The organism is Asticcacaulis sp. P2_C5 (assembly GCF_056404555.1).
This window is the reverse complement of the sequence record NZ_JBFUDU010000013.1, coordinates 167820-183481: the sequence shown is the minus strand read 5'-3', so window position 1 is coordinate 183481 and position 15662 is coordinate 167820. Positions and strand designations below refer to the sequence as shown.

Here is a 15662-nt window from a genome sequence, read left to right as displayed (position 1 = left end):
CCCCTGCGTAAAGCGCGCCAGCGCACCCTGCAAATCACCCGTCTGAAGCAAGACATCGCCGACCTTGTTGTAACTTATGCTCACATCGCGTTGCGCCTGCGCATCCCGAGCATCCGACTGCGCAAGACGCTCTCTTATCTCAAGCCCCTGCGTAAAGCGCGCCAGCGCACCCTGCAAATCACCCGTCTGAAGCAAGACATCGCCGACCTTGTTGTAACTTATGCTCACATCGCGTTGCGCCTGCGCATCCCGAGCATCCGACTGCGCAAGACGCTCTCTTATCTCAAGCCCCTGCGTAAAGCGCGCCAGCGCACCCTGCAAATCACCCGTCTGAAGCAAGACATCGCCGACATCGTCGCAGGCCACCGACTCCCATCTGGGATCTGAAGCCATCCTGGCATGATGGAGAAGTGCCGCGTAGGCTTCGCCCGCCTTGCTGATGTGGCCGATCTGCTGCAGGAGTTGCCCAAGTCGCCGCCTGATCGCGAGATCATCCGGATCCAGGGCCTGAGCGGCCGCCAGATCGTCGACAGCGGCGTCATAGTCGAACGAACTTTGTTCGAGTTTTGCTTTCTCAAGCAATAACGATGCTTCGGCGCGCTGTTCCGCGCGGCGCTTTTCGCGCTGCTCCGCAATCGCGTCAACCAATACAGTACGCGCACCATCTGTATCGAGATCAGCCAGTTTCTTCCGTGCCCTGGCGATCGCCGCATCGACCTCAGGCCCCATATTGCTCGGCAGGACCCTTTCGCGTGATTGGGCCAGCAACTCATCGACGGCCAGCGACAGCGCCGCCTCGTATTGATCTTCCGGTACATCAGTCTTACCGAGTTTTTCCAGGATCGGCTTCAGGCGCTCGATCGGCACATGCTTTTTCGCCGACACGGCTTCCAGCAGTTGCTGGGCTACCGCATCAAGATGACTGTGCACGCCAGCGAACCCGGCACGGACCTCAACCCGCAAATCGCCGATGCCAACGAGGATCTGCTGTTGTTGTTCAGCATCCCAGATATGACGAAAAGCATCATTCTCCTTGAGTGCCCCAGCCGCGTCGCGGACAAACAGATCGATGAAACCGTTCTCGCTGCGGCATGCCAAGGACAGAAAAGACGGCGGACAGGTCAGTTGCACCTCCGCCATCATTTCAGCAAAGGCCGCCTGATAGAATTGCGCCTTGGCAGCTTGAGTCTGCTCGAAGGTCTCCTGCGTCGCCATAGCCCCCCGTTCGCGCAGGCCGGCCTGCAAAGCCCCCGACAGGGCACCGAATGAGGCTTTTTCCTCTGAGGTTACATCAGCCTGGGGCAGGAGGCGCGCAGGCATCTCCGCTTCGCTCAGGAAATTTTCCAGCCCTTCGAGAAACGCTGTCTCTTCCGTGGAGAAAGCCTCCGGCCGGAAATCGCTGGCCAGCTTACGCAGGGCTTTCAGATGCGAGCGGCGTAGTTGCAGAAGGATGTGATGGTTCTCGTCGATCTCCAGTGCGCGACCGGTGACGCCATTCCATAAATGCGCATCAACCGCATTGAGAACGTCATGGCCCAGATTGCCGCCTATTCCGCCAAGTAATGTGGCTGCCGCCGTGACCGCCGCAGCCATCGCCGGACCGTGGCCACCTCCCACTTCGCCCAGCACACATCCGCCCGTGACAAGACCCAGGCCATAGACGAATTTTCGTAGGTTCGGGCCCATTGCGCTCCCTTTTCCGGCGAGCCAACATGCCACCCGTCATAGGCGAAAACAAGCGCGCAACCCGAGTTCGTCTGCGGATTTATCGGCCCGCCTCCTTAAACCGGTGATACCACCGGTTGCAGCGGACGAAGCGCCAACGGCGACAAAACCACGCCCAGCAAGTAGCAGGCTATATAGGGGAAACTTTCGTAATGCGTGCCGGGCCCGATATATGCGACGGCGGCAATGGCCAGCAAACCCAGGACACCGATACAGGCCGTTAGGGCGATCAACCGGCCAGTTCGCGAGCCGACGGAATTTTGATTATCAAAAATAAAACGCCAGGCCTTGGCGAACCGGCCGTCGATAAGGAATGTACCGAGAAGCGCGCCAAAGATGGCAGCCACCAGGCCGTCCAGAATATAAAAACGGACGATCCACAGGCTTAGCATGCTGGCGACGAAGGCCACGCCCACCGTGCTCAGTGCCGTCAAGCCGATCATCCCCCAAGCCCTGGCGCGTCTGTCGGCTATCAAAGACTTGGAAAGCACGCTCGTTGCCAGGTTGAAGATGAACATCAGTGGCAACAGCCAGTCGGGGGCGCTGAAAATATAGGTATTGTTGAGATAGTGGGTGTCTTCATTGTCCCACCCCAGGACATGTACAAGACCCAATAAAAGCACCAGACCAAACACCGTCCCCCAGATACCCAGGGATTCGCTGAGCGATTGCTCAAACGGAACATTGCCGTCTACCAGATGAACCTTCTTCGTCATCGCCATGCGCCCCGTTTGGATGACGGCAAACTAACATCGCGCCGGAACCCGGTCAAACCTCCGGCCCGTCCACACGGATCAGGCGCAGCCCGGCCTTCCAGTCGTTGTCCCAGCCGCGACCCTTCATCAGGCCAACCAGGAACAAGCCGGCGATAAAGCCGCCCAAATGGGCTTCCCAGGCGATGGGGACGACCAGATCAGCGCCCTGCCCCGCAAGAATCTGCAAGACGATCAGCGGGCCGCCGAAAAGGACCAGGACCAACAGATTGCTCCACACCAGGAACCACAGCGCCTTCAGCGTATTGCGGCTGATCACCGGGGTTAGCCGCTCACGAAAAAGGTCGAGACGCATCATGGCGGCATAGACGCCATAGACCGCGCCCGACGCACCGACCAATGGAACCTCGCCGCCCGGATGGAGCAGCCAGAACAGGACATTCCCTGCCAGCCCGGCAAGTAAGTAAAAGGCATGATATGGCACAACGCTGCGCCAGCCCTTGCCGAAGCGAGCAATGACAAGCGGCGCCAGATTGAGATAGGCCCACATATTGCTCGCAATATGAATGTAGCCGAAGGCCGGGTCGTTGGAATGCAGGAAGATCGAGGTCAGGATCGTCCACCAGCGCCCCTGCGCCATGGCGGCCGGCGAAAAGGCCCAATCCCCTATCGGCACAAGGCCAAGCATTTGGCCGGCAAAGACAACAGCGCACAGGACCGGCACGATCCACACCGGCCAGTTACGACGATCCAGGATCAGGGTGAAGGTACTGACGCCGCGCCTCTTGGGACGTTTCTGCGCGGGCGTGGTGAGGTTGTTGTGGTCCTGCATACCCAAGGATATGGGACGCCCAGACTCAATTTACACCCGTTGCATCCGCTTCAGGGGCCTCTTCCTGTCGGCGGACAGGCAGGATAAAGATGATCATCGCCCAGGCCAGGCTCGGCCACAACAAGGCGCCATAGAGCTGCGGCGTGGCAACGACCGTGAACAGGCTGACAAACACGGCCGTCGCCAGTATAGTCAGGTTGATCCCCAACCAACCCCAGCCGTTATTAACCGCCCGATCGAAGAATCTCAGGCCCAGACGAAGGGTCGCGAAGAGTGCCGCCATCAGGCACGTGACGATCGCGTAGCTTTCCACCAGGCCATAGCCGCCGTCATCGGTAGGCGGCGTCGCGTGGAAGCGGATATAGCCATAGGCCATTATGCCGGCGGCGACGGGCGCATACAGCCAGACCGTTAACCGGCGAGCTTGCAATGCGCTGACGACGGACTGAAGGCAGAAACTACAGCCCACCAACAACAGGAGGAAGCCACGATAGTCATTGCCGTCCGTCGTGACCAGGACGCCCGAGAAAAAGCCGCCGAAAGCCGTGACATCCGTAATACCGAAGGCCGCCAACGGCGCCCTTAACGCGTCCTCGATGACCTGGGGCAGACGCTGGCCGATAAGCAGCAAGACCAGCGCGATGGCGAAAATCAGAAAGTGGCCATACAGAAAGTATCTGTAGGATCCCGTAGGCGATGGCGGTGCGCGCGACGCCTGCTCTTCCTTGGACAGACTGCTGTCCATGATTTTTTTGAACTGGTTCGCTTCCGCCATGATCGCCCCCGCTCCGAATAGCTAACATGAGTTTGCCGCCGAGGTCAAAGATCGCGCGCCACCCGAAAGCCCAGGGTGTCGTTCCTGTGATCATCTGGTGCATGCTGGCGGAAGGTAACGCGTGGCAGTGGAGAGATTTGAAACTTCAGCCCGCCGCGCAGACTGCGATCGAAGCATGGAACCTCATCGTAAGCACTGCCGTCAGTGGGGAAGTTTTTATAGTCATCAACATAGCAGTCGGCGACCCATTCGTTCGGCACGGCATACATGCCGATAAGGCCGAGCCTGTTGGGTGTAATCCTGTCCACAGCCTCGGCGCCCGTGCCGAAGCCGTCGGGTGCCAGGCCGATGCGCGCGACATATTCCCACTCCGTTTCGCTGGGCAAGCGATAGATATGGCCGGTTTTCGCCGACAGCCAGGCTATATAGGTCTGGGCGCCTTTCCAACTGACGTTGACGACAGGCTGGTCATCATGCTCCTCATCGGCGTCTGGCACAGGCTTGCAGGCGGTGTCGGCGACACAGGCGTTCCATTGGGAAAAGGTTACTTCAGTTCGACTGACAGCAAAGGGGGCCGCAAGCTTCGCCTTGTGGACAGGCTTTTGGCTCCAGTCGTAGTCCTTCATGCCCATCTTGAATGTGCCGGACGGGATGACGACCATATCAGGACAGACGTCTTCACAGTCCTTGAGGACGGAACCCGAAGCGGCCTGAGCCAAGGCGCCGGACGAAGCCGTCATAAGCAATACGAACAGGCAAAGGACGGACTTCATGTGGGTAACCTCCGGCTATTGCACCGTCTTAAGTCCGCCGGGCGTCTGCACCTACTTACAATTATAGTTAGTGATGACTAACCGGTTGCCTGGTGGCCTCTGTCGTATGCGGACGAATGATGTTGCCGATAGCCAACCCCCATAGTGCGCAGACGGAACAGGCCGCGAGCATGATATCGCTGTCGTGCACGATCATTATAGCTCCGGCAGAGCCCAGCAACAGAAGCGATCCCGCCATCAGCGTCAGAAGGATTGCGCGGAAAATGCGATTACCGGTGGAAGCGGCGCGGTCAAGTGCGTGGCTCAGCAAGGCACGCGGCGATAACGAGATAATACCCGACAGCACGCCAATGCCACATGCCGCAACCGCATTCAGGAAATAGAGCTGTGATGTTCTGTCGACTAACGCAATGGTTAGCAAAACCACAACACTCCCGACAGACATTGCCAGTACGCTCTTGATCGCCGTGCTCGCGCGAACCGCAATCCAAGGCATGGCCAAGCCAAGAACCAGAAAGGACGACTGCCCCTTTGGTTCAGCAAGATGGACATTGCCCGACAGTTTGATAGCGCGCCAGGCGTCAGGCATGAACGTCAAGAGGATGGCAATGACAAACATCAGCCTGGAAAACCATCTTTCACGCAACTCTAGTTTGGACAGCCAGTTCAGCAAGGCGAAAGTTCCTCTTTTGCAGACACACGGGACAGCAGCAGCGCTGTGCCGCTACACAGGCATACCGACAGCAATTGCCATCCCCATCGCGGGTCTGTTTTGTTCAAACCGGTTTCCTCGATCACTGAATAGAGGCCAGATAGCGTCAGGACGGCCAGAAAGATCAATTGGAGGACGACGCCTAAGCTTAGTTTCCGCCGGAATGCCGCGACGTCCAGGGAATGGCTGAAATCGTAGACCAGGGTCTGAATATCGACGACAAAAACCAAACGCAAGAAAACTGCGAACAGCAGGCCGGCGGACAGCAAGGGCAGCAGATAGATCGGCTGAAGCGAGGTAGCCAGGACAAGCCATCCCGAAACAACAGCAAAAACTAACAGGCCAAAGATACCGGCAAGTCGCCATGGGTAAAAGAACGGTATCCTGGTTCGGCTATAGCGCCCGCCCTCGCTCGCCATTACGAGCCCAGCGACCAACAATCCCTTGTGTTGAAGCGTATCGAGCTGAAGATTGTCGAGCAAGCGCACGCTTTTGATGTCATCGGGCGCAAAATAATGAAACGCCAATGTGCCAAGCACCAAGATGAAGACGGGCAGAAAACGCCATCGGCCGGTATCTGGTTCTGCTGCTACCGTGGTCATGCTACTTCCCCCTGCCTCCAACGCCGCACCGCGCTACATTGCAAGCTCTTCTACAACGCTAACATGTTTTGCGTGTATCGGTCAAAGCTGCGCTATCAGAGGCCGCCACGCAAAACGGGTCGGAGGTTTCCCTCCGACCCGTCCGGGACCTTCCGCAAAGAAAGTCCATTTTGCGTATCGCGTTTTTGTTTTCACAAAAACGCCGCTCCGTAATTTTCCCGATGGGAAAATTACTTCACTTCGACCTTGGCGCCAGCGGCTTCCAGCTTCGTCTTGATGTCGGCAGCTTCTTGCTTGCTGATGTTTTCCTTGACGGCTTGCGGAGCGCCTTCGACGAGGTCCTTGGCTTCCTTCAGGCCGAGATCGGTACGGATCGTGCGGATTTCCTTGATCACGTTGATCTTCTTGTCGCCACCATCCGTCAGGATGACAGTGAACTCGGTTTGCTCTTCGACGGCTTCGACCGGAGCGGCAGGGCCCGTCGGGGCGGCCATGGCGACCGGAGCGGCAGCGGAGACGCCCCACTTTTCTTCGAGCAACTTGGACAGTTCGGCAGCTTCAAGCACCGAGAGAGCGGACAGGTCAGCGACCAGTTGATCCAGCTTGGACATGTGATTTCCTTAGATTGAGATAGAGATGGTTGATGAGGGAATGTTGTGTGTTCGCGAGGTGCGGTTAGGCAGCCTTTTCGGCATGAGCCGCGATAACGCGGGCCAGGGCGCCGGCCGGAGCCTGCAGAACGCCGGCGATCTTGGTCGCAGGGGCTTGCAGAAGACCGACAAGCTTGCCGCGCAATTCGTCGAGCGACGGCAGCGTGGCCAGGGCCTTGACGCCCGCTTCATTGAGCACGTCAGTGCCCATGATGCCGCCAATGATCTTGAGCTTGTCATTTTCTTTGGCGTATTGCGCGGAAATCTTGGCAGCGGTAACCGGATCGGCCGAATAAACGAGCGCGACAGGGCCTTTGAACATGGCCTCGCCGGCATCGCCGATCTTTCCGTCCAGGGCCTTTTGAGCCAGACGGTTCTTGAACACCTTCACAACGGCGCCTTCCTTGCGGAGACGGTTGCGAAGTTCAGACATTTCCACAAAGGTCATACCCGTATACTGGGTAACAACCACGGTAGCGTTGTCGGCAAAGACGCTCTTCAGCTCTTCGATCGACGCGGCTTTCTGTGCGCGGTCCATAAGTGGCCTCCATGGGTGTAAGGCTCCCGGCAGACAGCCCGCCGGAAACGTAGGAACACTTTCAGCGCTTCCGATATCCTGGAAACGTCAAAAATGGCTGTCGAGAGGAGAAGCTTTCACCACAAGGAAACCACACACTTCCGCATTTAAGGAAATGATGAAATCTTGGTAGGCGTGTCGCGTCCCGTCTAAATTCGGCCTGCGGGGGCTCCCGCACATTATGGATCAGGTGGCCCCTGATCCCCGAAGGTCTCTGACAGAACGGAGTGAAGGATGGGGACCACCCTCCACGCCGGAGCGAGCCCTTTACAGGCAAAATCGCGGGAAATCAAGTGCTGTAAATGCCCTACACCGCGTAACATGACAGTATTTGTAATCCACCTACCCCCGAACAGGGGGTTGCGCAAGGGAAGGCTTTGCGAGACCCTTCGACTTTATAAAGGACAAACAGGGGGCAGGCATGGGACGGTTTGCAGGACTGGTGACTTCGGCCATCATCGTGATGACCTGTCTGGCTTGCGTTGCGGCCAGGCCGGTAGCGGCCGCCGGCGCCGACGACAGCGGCCGCCAAAAGGCGCAGGACCTGTTTTACAATAGCGGAGACGCCGCGTCCCAGGCCACAGCCATACCGCTCTTCAAAGCCGCCTGCGACGCAACACAGGCCTGGGGATGCGCCGGGCTGGCCGATGCGTATGAAGACGGGCGTGGCGGCGTTACTAAGGACCGCGCCAGCGCCACAGCCTTTGCCCGCAAGGGCTGTGAACAGGCCCAGGGCGCCGGACGCGACCGGGCGTGCACGCAATATGGCACCTACCTGACCTATAGCAGCGACAAGGCACAGATCAACAAGGGTGAGCAATATCTCGACGCCACCTGCCGCTATGGCGACTCCGGCGCCTGTGTATGGCTGGGCAAACTCGGTCTGCGCGGCAAGTCCGACGCGACCACGACCATGACAGAAGGCCTGTATTACGAACGGCGCGGTTGCGATCTCGACAATGCCGGCGGCTGTGCCGAGCTGGCCTTGTCCTATGAAATCGGCAATGGCCTGAATGCTGATACCTCAGTCGCCATCGCGCTGTACGACAAGGCCTGCCGTCTGGGTGACGCCGAATCCTGCCAGAAGTCGCGCGATATCCTGGCGGGCGACGCCTATGTCCGTTCACGGGCTCCGTCGATCGATCCCTCCATGACCGTCGCTCAGCAACTGGTCGCCTCGGAAAGTGCGGTCAATAACGGCAACGCGCTGGAAGGCGCCAAGGCCGTCTATCGCCTCACCCAGGAAGGCAGTGAGGATGCCGAATGGCTGCTCGGTGGCTGGATGTACTACGGCTTGCCCGGCGTTTTCGACGAGCCACGGCGAGAGGACGGCTTTATCCTGTTCGAGAATGCCGCTAGCGTCGGGCACGTCCAGGCGGCGATCTGGGTCGGCATGGCCTACTGGTACGGAGACGGCGTTGACGTCGACCAGGACAAGGGCATGCACTATATGGCCATCGCCGCCAGTCGCGGCGACGAGATGGCCGCCGCTATCCTGCGTTCCATGCAGGCCGAACCGATCCGCCAGGAAAACGCTCGCCGGCAGGCCGATCAGGAAGCCTGGGCCAATCGCCAGAGAAGTGCCTGGGAGCAAGCCATGGACGCCTGGGATGCAGCTATTCGCAACGGCGCCTACAGCTATTCCAGCAGCAACTATACCACCATGTCATCGGGCGGTCGCAGCGTGTCGGACGTCATGGATGACAGCAACTGGAACAACGCCATCAACTACTATTCGGGCTCGACGACGGTGTGCTCGAGCTCCAATCCCTACTGCTGAGGATCCATCCATGACCTTGAAATATTTGGCCCTTGCCGCAACCCTCCTTGCCCTCGCCGGCCCAGCCTCGGCCGAAGAGCCCGTGACCTACGCCTTCCAATATTCTCCCAGCACAAGCATGTGCCGTGTCGATTATCCGCGCTCCGACGGCCTGACCCTTGCCTTTATCCTGCTCAACAATGGCATGCTGGGCACCGGCGTCATCAAGGATCGCTGGGACATCATCGACGGGCAGGATCCGAACAATTCCAACCACACCGTGACCGTGACCTATGCGGACGTCGGTTCGACCACGACGTCGATCGGTAGCATTGTCGACAACGAGAAACAGGGCGTTTTCGGCATGTGGCTCGCCGGCGATGGCCCAGGTACCGCCTCCGAGGCCATGGATCTGCTGGCAAAGGGCCAGATCGCCACCGTGACCTTCGACGGCCGAACGCTCGGGACGTTCGATATGCACCAAAAGGCCTTTACGGCCAATCTGCTCAAGACCTGCGCCAAGGATCTGACACCGGCGGGATAGAGATTTGGTTTCGCCAGACAGGCATGGTAAATCCATCGCATAACCGGAGGATACCATGAAGATCGCAGTCCTGTTTGCCGCCGTACTAACCTTCGCAACGCCGGTCATGGCGCAAACCACGACATCAGCACCGCCTGTCGTCTATCCGCCCTATGGCCGCAATGTCACCCTGGCCGAAGCGAAGGTGGCGGTCGCCGCCGCGGAAGCCGAAGCCCGCAAGAATGGCTGGTCGATGGTCATCACCGTCGTCGAGCCCAATGGCGCCGTGGTGTTGAGCGAAAAAATGGACGGCACCCAATACGGTTCCCTCGACGTCGCCTTGAAAAAGGCCGTGACGGCCGCGACCTTCCGCCGCCCGACTGTGATGTTCCAGCAGGCGGTCAAGGACGGCAATCTCAACTCTATCTTCACCGGCGCCATGGCGTTGGAAGGCGGCGAATTGCTGGTGATCGACGGCCAGACGGTCGGCGCCATCGGCGTATCCGGCGCCATGGCCGTCCAGGACGGTCAGGTCGCCCGCGTCGGCGTGGCGGCGGTCGCGAAGTAATACCGCGCGCCGAGCGTGTTGCGTTTCACAAATTTCCTTGAGTGTTCGAAGTTAAGCCAAACAAATTCAGTCCTCCACCGCTTGCGGCTAGGCGATTCACACATCTCAAAAAGGCAAGTAAACTCAGTAAGATTTTGGTGTGAGATGTCAGGGCTTCGACGCTAAAATCCGGAGCCATGTTTACGCAGTAGCTAAGGCCCCCCACCGTCACGGCTTACGCGCCGAAGACGCGCGAGCGCCGCGCCACCTCCCCCGCGTGGCGGTGTTGTATAAGAAAAACAAATACTTATACCGCCCCGTGAGCGGGGCGGGGGGACCGCCCGAGACATTGCGAAGCGTAGCGCAGCTTTGGCGAAGGGTGATTGCGAAGCGTAGCGCAGCTTTGGCGAAGGGTGGTGGTGGGGGCCTTCGGTCGTTCAGTCACTCAAACCAAGCAGATATGTGCATACCCTAGCCGCTTGCGGGGGAGGTGCCGCCAAAGGCGGCGGAGGGGCATATAGCGGCGCCCGTTGAAGTGCAGAAGCCCCCTCCGTCGCCGACAAGCGGCGACACGCCACGGGGCGCCCCGCTCCCCCGTAACGCTTCGCTACGGTGGAGGACTGGCTGATTGAGGTTTGAATCAAGTGACGTGTGAACATGATGGCTCGTCACGCGAAAGATCAGTCATTTCCGCCGTCGGACTACGTTATGTGTCGCACGGTTCAGCGCGAAGGACGCGCTGTGTCGAGGCCGGATATTTGACCAGCTTTTCGGCGGGCCTGACCGGTCGTGCCACCAGGTTGCCGCCGCAGTTCGGACAGGTACCCTGCAGCTTGTCGGCACAATCCGGACAAAAGGTGCATTCGAAGGTGCATATGAGCGCCTGCGCCGCCGGCGGCAGGTCGGCGTCACAACATTCGCAGTTGGGGCGCAGATCCAGCATCACGCCGCGCCCGCAAAGGCGAAACCCTCATCGGCCCAGCCCGTCAGGCCGCCGATCATCACCTTGACCTTGCGGCCCAGCCTGGCCAGTTTCAGCGCCGCCTGGTCCGCGCCGTTGCAATGCGGCCCTGCGCAATAGACGACAAACAGTGTATCATTCGGCCACCGCGCCATGAGCTCCTGGGATATCTGGCGATGCGGCAGGTGGATGGCGCCCGGCACATGACGGCGCGCAAAGGCCTCGGGCGAACCCACGGCATGCAGAAGCACAAAATCCGGATCGCCCGAGGCCAAGGCGTCCTGGACGTCGGCGCAGTCAGTTTCCATCGCCAGCCTGGCCTCATACACCCTGATGACATCTTCGGGTGCGGCGGCGGGATAGGCAGTGACGTAAGAGCGGGTGGCGGTCATGGGAAACTCCTTTTCATGTCGTGAAAATAGCTTGCCGGAAAAGCTTTTGCTCTTGTAGATGGCGCAATTGACAGCTATGGTAAGCATTATGCCAAACATGTCTCCACGCCCCAATCGCAAGGTCTGCGCCATTGCCTTCGACGGCATGCCGCTGTTCGAATTCAGCATTGCCGTCGAGCTGTTCGGGCTCGAACGTCCGGAGATGGGACCCGACTGGTACAAATTCCAGGTCGCCCGCTTCGAAGATGGCCCGGCCCGCACTACAGCGGGCCTGATGATCGAGGCGCCCTATCCGCTCGAAACTATCGAAGATGCCGGCACGGTGATCATTCCCGGCTGGCCGATCCGGCAGCCTGTGCCGCAGAAGCTGATCGACCTGCTGGTTCGCGCCCATAACCGCGGTGCGCGCATCCTGACCATCTGTTCGGGCGCCATCGTCCTGGCGGCGGCCGGCCTGCTAAAGGGGCGGCGCGCCACCACCCACTGGCAATATACCGACCATATGCGGCTGCATTATCCCGACATCGAGATCGTGCCGGATGTCCTCTATATAGACGAGGGACAGGTCATGACCTCGGCCGGCAGCGCCGCCGGCATCGACCTCTGCCTGCACCTGATCCGGCGTGATTTCGGCCCCGAAGCCGCCAACAAGGTGGCGCGGCGCCTCGTCATTCCGCCCCACCGCGACGGCGGCCAGGCGCAATATATCGAACGGGCTGTGCCGACCGACTATGAAAGCAAGCGCCTGGGACCGCTGCTCGACTTCATGCGTGAAAATCTCGACAAGGAGCACCGCATTCCCGACCTGGCGCGCCGGGCGGGAATGAGCGAACGCACCTTCTTGCGTCGGTTCAGCGAAGCCACCGGCACGACACCGGCCAAGTGGCTGCTGCGCGTGCGGCTGAACGAAGCACGCGATCATCTCGAAGCCAGCGACATCAGTGTCGAACGCATCGCGGAGCGCACCGGTTTTGGCACGACGACCAATCTGCGGCACCATTTCCGTGAGCACCTGAACACGACGCCGACGGCCTATCGCCAGACCTTCAGCCGCTTTTCCACCGCCTCCAGTCCCGGAGCCCATATTCCTGCATGAGCCGTTTCGCCGATACCCCTGCCCCACCCTACTATATTGTCACCTTCAGCAACCAGCGCACGACGGAGGATGATAGCGGTTATGGCGAGATGGCCGAGCTGATGGTGCAGATGGCCGCCCAACAGCCTGGCTATCTCGGCGTTGAAAGCGTGCGCGACGCATCAGGCTTCGGCATCACCAACTCCTACTGGGCCGATGAAGCCAGTATTCTGGCGTGGAAAAGGGTCGGCGACCATATGACGGCGCAGAAGCAGGGCCGCGAGCATTGGTACGAACGCTATATTACGCGTATTGCCCGGGTCGAACGTGACTACGGCTTTTTGAAAACGTGAAAAGTGCCGAATTATAAAAATGGGGCCAATAATAGAAACGGGGGAAGACGCGCCTACATCTTCCCCCTTATTACCTGAGCTGCGGCAACCCGGAGAAGGAAGTTCACTCAGATAAACCTGTAAACGCAGTAACCGTATCAAATTATACTTATTGGAACACGTATAACCAAAGCCACACGCGTATAGCGAAGCATATATTTTGACACTGTGAATTCCGTAGGTTCAGAATGATGCAGAATGGCACAAAAGTCGAATTAATTAGCAGTAATGTAGCGGCGAGAGGATTCCACCGCTGGAAAAACACCTTTCAAATTGTATCATTTGCATTTTATTTCACCAGATACTGTCACGGTTGTAATATCCGTGATCCGCACTTGATTTTACCGGCCGCGTTTGGCACAGCGATGACATGTTAAGCGATATCCACAGTTTTCTCGGTACAACCACACCGCAAGGCTGGATCGAGGCCGCCCTGGCCAACCAGGACCTGATGCTGCTCGACCACAAGAATTGCGAGTACAAGGCCGCCAGCAACGCCATCAATCTCATGGCCAAGTACCAGGAGCGCGAGGCTCTGGTCATTGCCATGGCGCGCCTGGCGCGTGAGGAGCTGGCTCACCACGAACAGGTGATGAAGTTTATCAAGAAACGCGGCGTCGCTCTTCGACCTATATCCGCCGCCCGTTACGCCGTGGGCCTGCGTGGCCACGTCCGCCGAAATGAACCCGGTATGCTGACCGATATCCTGGTGATCAGCGCCTTTATCGAGGCGCGGTCGTGCGAGCGTTTCGCCGCCATTGCGCCGCATCTCGACGACGAACTTGGGAAGTTCTATTCAAGCCTGCTGCGTACCGAGGCCCGCCACTACCAGGGCTATCTCAAGCTGGCGCATCTGTATGGCGACGCCGGCGACATCGCGCGTCGCATCGAGGCCATCCGCCCGATCGAGCAGGCCCTGGTTGCAGATCCCGACAGCGAATTCCGCTTCCACAGCGGCCCACCCCAATAGAAAATGGCCTAATAAAAAAGCCGCCCGGCGAACCGGACGGCTTTCTTACTTATTCTTACATCGCCGGCCCCTAAGCCGCGATGATGCGGCGAAAACCGTTAGCCAGCGAGAAACGGAGCGGAGCGTACTCAAGTACGTGAGCACCGTATCGCAGCTGGATGACGGTTTGCAGCCCGTCAGCGTGGCTTAGGCCGAGGTGGAGGCTGTGTCGACCTTGATGCCCGGTCCCATGGTCGAAGACAAAGCGATCTTCTTGACATAGAGCCCCTTGGCGCCGGACGGACGCGCCTTAACCAGCGCATCGACCAGAGCCTTGACGTTCAGTTCCAGCGCTTCGGTCGTGAAGCTTACCTTGCCGACGCCGACATGGACGATACCGGCCTTTTCGACACGGAACTCGACCGCACCGCCCTTGGCGTCCTTGACGGCCTGGGCGACGTTCGGGGTGACAGTACCGACCTTCGGGTTCGGCATCAGGCCGCGCGGGCCCAACACCTTACCGAGGCGACCGACCAGGGCCATCATGTCCGGAGACGCGATGACGCGGTCGAAGTCCATGAAGCCGCCCTGGATCTTTTCGACCAGGTCTTCGGCGCCAACGACTTCAGCGCCGGCGGCGAGAGCTTCTTCAGCCTTCTTGTCCTTAGCGAACACGGCGACGCGAACGTGCTTGCCGGTGCCGGACGGGAGATTGACGACACCACGGACCTGTTGGTCGGCGTGACGCGGGTCAACACCCAGATTGATGGCGATTTCGACGGATTCGTCGAACTTGGCCTTGGCGTTGGCCTTCACGGCGTTCAACGCTTCGGTCAGCGGGTAGACCTTGGTGGAATCGGTGTTCCAGGCCTTGATACGTTTTGCGGTCTTGCTCATCAGTCAACAATCCTCAGGCCCATGGAGCGCGCCGAACCTTCGATGATCTTCGAAGCCTGGTCCAGGTCGTGGGCGCTCAAATCCTTCATCTTCTTTTCGGCGATATCGCGCAGTTGCTGGCGCGTGATCTGACCGGCGGAGTCGCGGCCCGGCAGCTTGGAGCCCGACTTCAGACCCAGGGTCTGCTTGATGAAGAAGGTTGCCGGCGGGGTTTTGGTGACGAAGGTAAAGGACTTGTCCTGATAGACCGTGATGATGGTCGGCAGGGGCGTGCCTTTTTCGACGTTTTCGGTACGGGCGTTGAATTCCTTACAGAAACCCATGATGTTGACGCCGCGCTGGCCCAGTGCAGGACCGATGGGGGGCGAAGGCGTGGCAGAGCCGGCCTTCACCTGGAGCTTGATATAGCCCAGGATTTTCTTAGCCATTGATATCTCCTGAAGTCCCGGTTTAGAGGGACGTTGTGAGCCGTGGTGCGGATCTCTCCTCCCACGGATTTATCGACGTCCGAAGACGAAGAGCGGGCGCTATAGCCGACAATGTCTTTTCTGGCAAGGGATTTTCCATTATCGGGCGGTTGTGTGAGCGTGTCGCCTCGACGATCGTGTCCGTGTTCGGCTACCATTTCGGCGACAATCCTTATTTTACAGCTATTTTCAACGCGGAAAGCGCTGAAAAGTCGGAAAGACGCGGAAAATGGCGAAGGCGGTTAGGTTCGTGCCCGAAGGGCGTTCAATCCAGATGGTGGCAGGATTGATGCGGGGAATGCGCTTCGCGCGGTAGAAAATTTCCGCGTCTTTCCGACTTT

19 protein-coding genes are annotated in these 15662 nt (G+C 59.0%); 6 read left to right on the top strand and 13 right to left on the bottom strand.

The features are described from left to right. The 9 genes from AC1DXO_RS21415 to rplJ form a co-directional block, all read right to left on the bottom strand. The coding region (locus tag AC1DXO_RS21415) for a tetratricopeptide repeat protein (RefSeq protein WP_476980224.1) at window positions 1-1686 on the bottom strand (1686 nt) is incomplete at its 3' end. Between the two features lie 95 nt (window positions 1687-1781). Further along, complete coding sequence (locus AC1DXO_RS21410) at window positions 1782-2447, bottom strand: hypothetical protein (protein WP_476980223.1); 666 nt, start codon at window positions 2445-2447, stop codon at window positions 1782-1784. A 46-nt stretch (window positions 2448-2493) separates the two neighbouring features. Then, complete coding sequence (locus tag AC1DXO_RS21405; RefSeq protein WP_476980226.1) at window positions 2494-3270, bottom strand: rhomboid family intramembrane serine protease; 777 nt, start codon at window positions 3268-3270, stop codon at window positions 2494-2496. Window positions 3271-3295: 25 nt separating this feature from the next. Next, the gene (locus tag AC1DXO_RS21400; protein WP_476980222.1) at window positions 3296-4045 is read right to left on the bottom strand and encodes a hypothetical protein; all 750 of its coding nucleotides are present in this window, start codon (window positions 4043-4045) and stop codon (window positions 3296-3298) included. A 44-nt stretch (window positions 4046-4089) separates the two neighbouring features. Then, on the bottom strand, window positions 4090-4818 hold the full coding sequence (locus AC1DXO_RS21395) for a formylglycine-generating enzyme family protein (RefSeq protein WP_476980221.1): 729 nt from the start codon (window positions 4816-4818) through the stop codon (window positions 4090-4092). 67 nt (window positions 4819-4885) lie between these two features. Further along, entirely contained in the window at window positions 4886-5491 is a 606-nt protein-coding gene (locus AC1DXO_RS21390; protein WP_476980220.1) for a hypothetical protein, read from the bottom strand. Beyond that, entirely contained in the window at window positions 5485-6132 is a 648-nt protein-coding gene (locus tag AC1DXO_RS21385) for a hypothetical protein (RefSeq protein WP_476980219.1), read from the bottom strand. Before AC1DXO_RS21385 ends, AC1DXO_RS21390 begins: the two co-directional genes overlap by 7 nt. A gap of 230 nt (window positions 6133-6362) precedes the next feature. Next, the gene (gene rplL / locus AC1DXO_RS21380; protein WP_476980218.1) at window positions 6363-6743 is read right to left on the bottom strand and encodes a 50S ribosomal protein L7/L12; all 381 of its coding nucleotides are present in this window, start codon (window positions 6741-6743) and stop codon (window positions 6363-6365) included. Between the two features lie 64 nt (window positions 6744-6807). Continuing rightward, complete coding sequence (gene rplJ / locus AC1DXO_RS21375; RefSeq protein WP_476980217.1) at window positions 6808-7320, bottom strand: 50S ribosomal protein L10; 513 nt, start codon at window positions 7318-7320, stop codon at window positions 6808-6810. 460 nt (window positions 7321-7780) lie between these two features. Here rplJ and AC1DXO_RS21370 point away from each other — a divergent pair, with 460 nt between their 5' ends. From AC1DXO_RS21370 to AC1DXO_RS21360, 3 genes are read left to right on the top strand one after another with little or no spacing between them, the layout of a single operon-like run. Beyond that, window positions 7781-9139: a tetratricopeptide repeat protein gene (locus AC1DXO_RS21370; RefSeq protein ID WP_476980216.1), complete on the top strand. Its 1359-nt coding sequence runs from the start codon at window positions 7781-7783 to the stop codon at window positions 9137-9139. A gap of 10 nt (window positions 9140-9149) precedes the next feature. Then, on the top strand, window positions 9150-9662 hold the full coding sequence (locus AC1DXO_RS21365) for a hypothetical protein (protein WP_476980215.1): 513 nt from the start codon (window positions 9150-9152) through the stop codon (window positions 9660-9662). 55 nt (window positions 9663-9717) lie between these two features. Then, on the top strand, window positions 9718-10209 hold the full coding sequence (locus AC1DXO_RS21360) for a GlcG/HbpS family heme-binding protein (RefSeq protein WP_476980214.1): 492 nt from the start codon (window positions 9718-9720) through the stop codon (window positions 10207-10209). Between the two features lie 685 nt (window positions 10210-10894). On the opposite strand, the gene AC1DXO_RS21355 is transcribed toward AC1DXO_RS21360, so the two are convergent. Both AC1DXO_RS21355 and AC1DXO_RS21350 read right to left on the bottom strand, forming a co-directional pair. After that, complete coding sequence (locus tag AC1DXO_RS21355) at window positions 10895-11131, bottom strand: DUF1272 domain-containing protein (RefSeq protein ID WP_476980213.1); 237 nt, start codon at window positions 11129-11131, stop codon at window positions 10895-10897. After that, entirely contained in the window at window positions 11131-11541 is a 411-nt protein-coding gene (locus tag AC1DXO_RS21350; RefSeq protein ID WP_476980212.1) for a rhodanese-like domain-containing protein, read from the bottom strand. Before AC1DXO_RS21350 ends, AC1DXO_RS21355 begins: the two co-directional genes overlap by 1 nt. An 88-nt stretch (window positions 11542-11629) precedes the next feature. Between AC1DXO_RS21350 and ftrA the strand changes: the two genes are divergently transcribed. The 3 genes from ftrA (at window position 11630) to AC1DXO_RS21335 (ending at window position 13978) form a co-directional block, all read left to right on the top strand. Next, window positions 11630-12637, top strand: coding sequence for a transcriptional regulator FtrA (gene ftrA, locus AC1DXO_RS21345; RefSeq protein ID WP_476980211.1), 1008 nt, complete (start codon window positions 11630-11632; stop codon window positions 12635-12637). Continuing rightward, on the top strand, window positions 12634-12969 hold the full coding sequence (locus tag AC1DXO_RS21340) for an antibiotic biosynthesis monooxygenase family protein (protein ID WP_476980210.1): 336 nt from the start codon (window positions 12634-12636) through the stop codon (window positions 12967-12969). The genes ftrA and AC1DXO_RS21340 overlap by 4 nt, the downstream gene beginning before the upstream one ends. Before the next feature lie 409 nt (window positions 12970-13378). Further along, window positions 13379-13978, top strand: a complete 600-nt coding sequence (locus AC1DXO_RS21335; protein ID WP_476980209.1) for a MiaE family protein — start codon at window positions 13379-13381, stop codon at window positions 13976-13978. Between the two features lie 186 nt (window positions 13979-14164). Here the strand turns inward: AC1DXO_RS21335 and rplA are convergent, their stop codons facing one another. Both rplA and rplK read right to left on the bottom strand, forming a co-directional pair. Continuing rightward, entirely contained in the window at window positions 14165-14854 is a 690-nt protein-coding gene (gene rplA, locus AC1DXO_RS21330; RefSeq protein WP_476980208.1) for a 50S ribosomal protein L1, read from the bottom strand. Continuing rightward, entirely contained in the window at window positions 14854-15282 is a 429-nt protein-coding gene (rplK, locus tag AC1DXO_RS21325; RefSeq protein ID WP_476980207.1) for a 50S ribosomal protein L11, read from the bottom strand. The genes rplA and rplK overlap by 1 nt, the downstream gene beginning before the upstream one ends. Between the last annotated feature and the right edge of the window lie 380 nt (window positions 15283-15662).

Bases quoted from the DNA above. Each gene is read 5' to 3' on its own strand.
- AC1DXO_RS21395 (WP_476980221.1), bottom strand. From the start codon at position 4,818: ATGAAGTCCGTCCTTTGCCTGTTCGTATTGCTTATGACGGCTTCGTCC.
- rplJ (WP_476980217.1), bottom strand. From the start codon at position 7,320: ATGGACCGCGCACAGAAAGCCGCGTCGATCGAAGAGCTGAAGAGCGTC.
- AC1DXO_RS21360 (WP_476980214.1), top strand. From the start codon at position 9,718: ATGAAGATCGCAGTCCTGTTTGCCGCCGTACTAACCTTCGCAACGCCG.
- AC1DXO_RS21340 (WP_476980210.1), top strand. From the start codon at position 12,634: ATGAGCCGTTTCGCCGATACCCCTGCCCCACCCTACTATATTGTCACC.
- rplA (WP_476980208.1), bottom strand. From the start codon at position 14,854: ATGAGCAAGACCGCAAAACGTATCAAGGCCTGGAACACCGATTCCACC.
- AC1DXO_RS21335 (WP_476980209.1), top strand. From the start codon at position 13,379: ATGTTAAGCGATATCCACAGTTTTCTCGGTACAACCACACCGCAAGGC.
- AC1DXO_RS21365 (WP_476980215.1), top strand. From the start codon at position 9,150: ATGACCTTGAAATATTTGGCCCTTGCCGCAACCCTCCTTGCCCTCGCC.
- ftrA (WP_476980211.1), top strand. From the start codon at position 11,630: ATGCCAAACATGTCTCCACGCCCCAATCGCAAGGTCTGCGCCATTGCC.
- rplL (WP_476980218.1), bottom strand. From the start codon at position 6,743: ATGTCCAAGCTGGATCAACTGGTCGCTGACCTGTCCGCTCTCTCGGTG.
- AC1DXO_RS21355 (WP_476980213.1), bottom strand. From the start codon at position 11,131: ATGCTGGATCTGCGCCCCAACTGCGAATGTTGTGACGCCGACCTGCCG.
- AC1DXO_RS21385 (WP_476980219.1), bottom strand. From the start codon at position 6,132: ATGACCACGGTAGCAGCAGAACCAGATACCGGCCGATGGCGTTTTCTG.
- AC1DXO_RS21370 (WP_476980216.1), top strand. From the start codon at position 7,781: ATGGGACGGTTTGCAGGACTGGTGACTTCGGCCATCATCGTGATGACC.
- AC1DXO_RS21400 (WP_476980222.1), bottom strand. From the start codon at position 4,045: ATGGCGGAAGCGAACCAGTTCAAAAAAATCATGGACAGCAGTCTGTCC.
- AC1DXO_RS21410 (WP_476980223.1), bottom strand. From the start codon at position 2,447: ATGGCGATGACGAAGAAGGTTCATCTGGTAGACGGCAATGTTCCGTTT.
- rplK (WP_476980207.1), bottom strand. From the start codon at position 15,282: ATGGCTAAGAAAATCCTGGGCTATATCAAGCTCCAGGTGAAGGCCGGC.
- AC1DXO_RS21405 (WP_476980226.1), bottom strand. From the start codon at position 3,270: ATGCAGGACCACAACAACCTCACCACGCCCGCGCAGAAACGTCCCAAG.
- AC1DXO_RS21350 (WP_476980212.1), bottom strand. From the start codon at position 11,541: ATGACCGCCACCCGCTCTTACGTCACTGCCTATCCCGCCGCCGCACCC.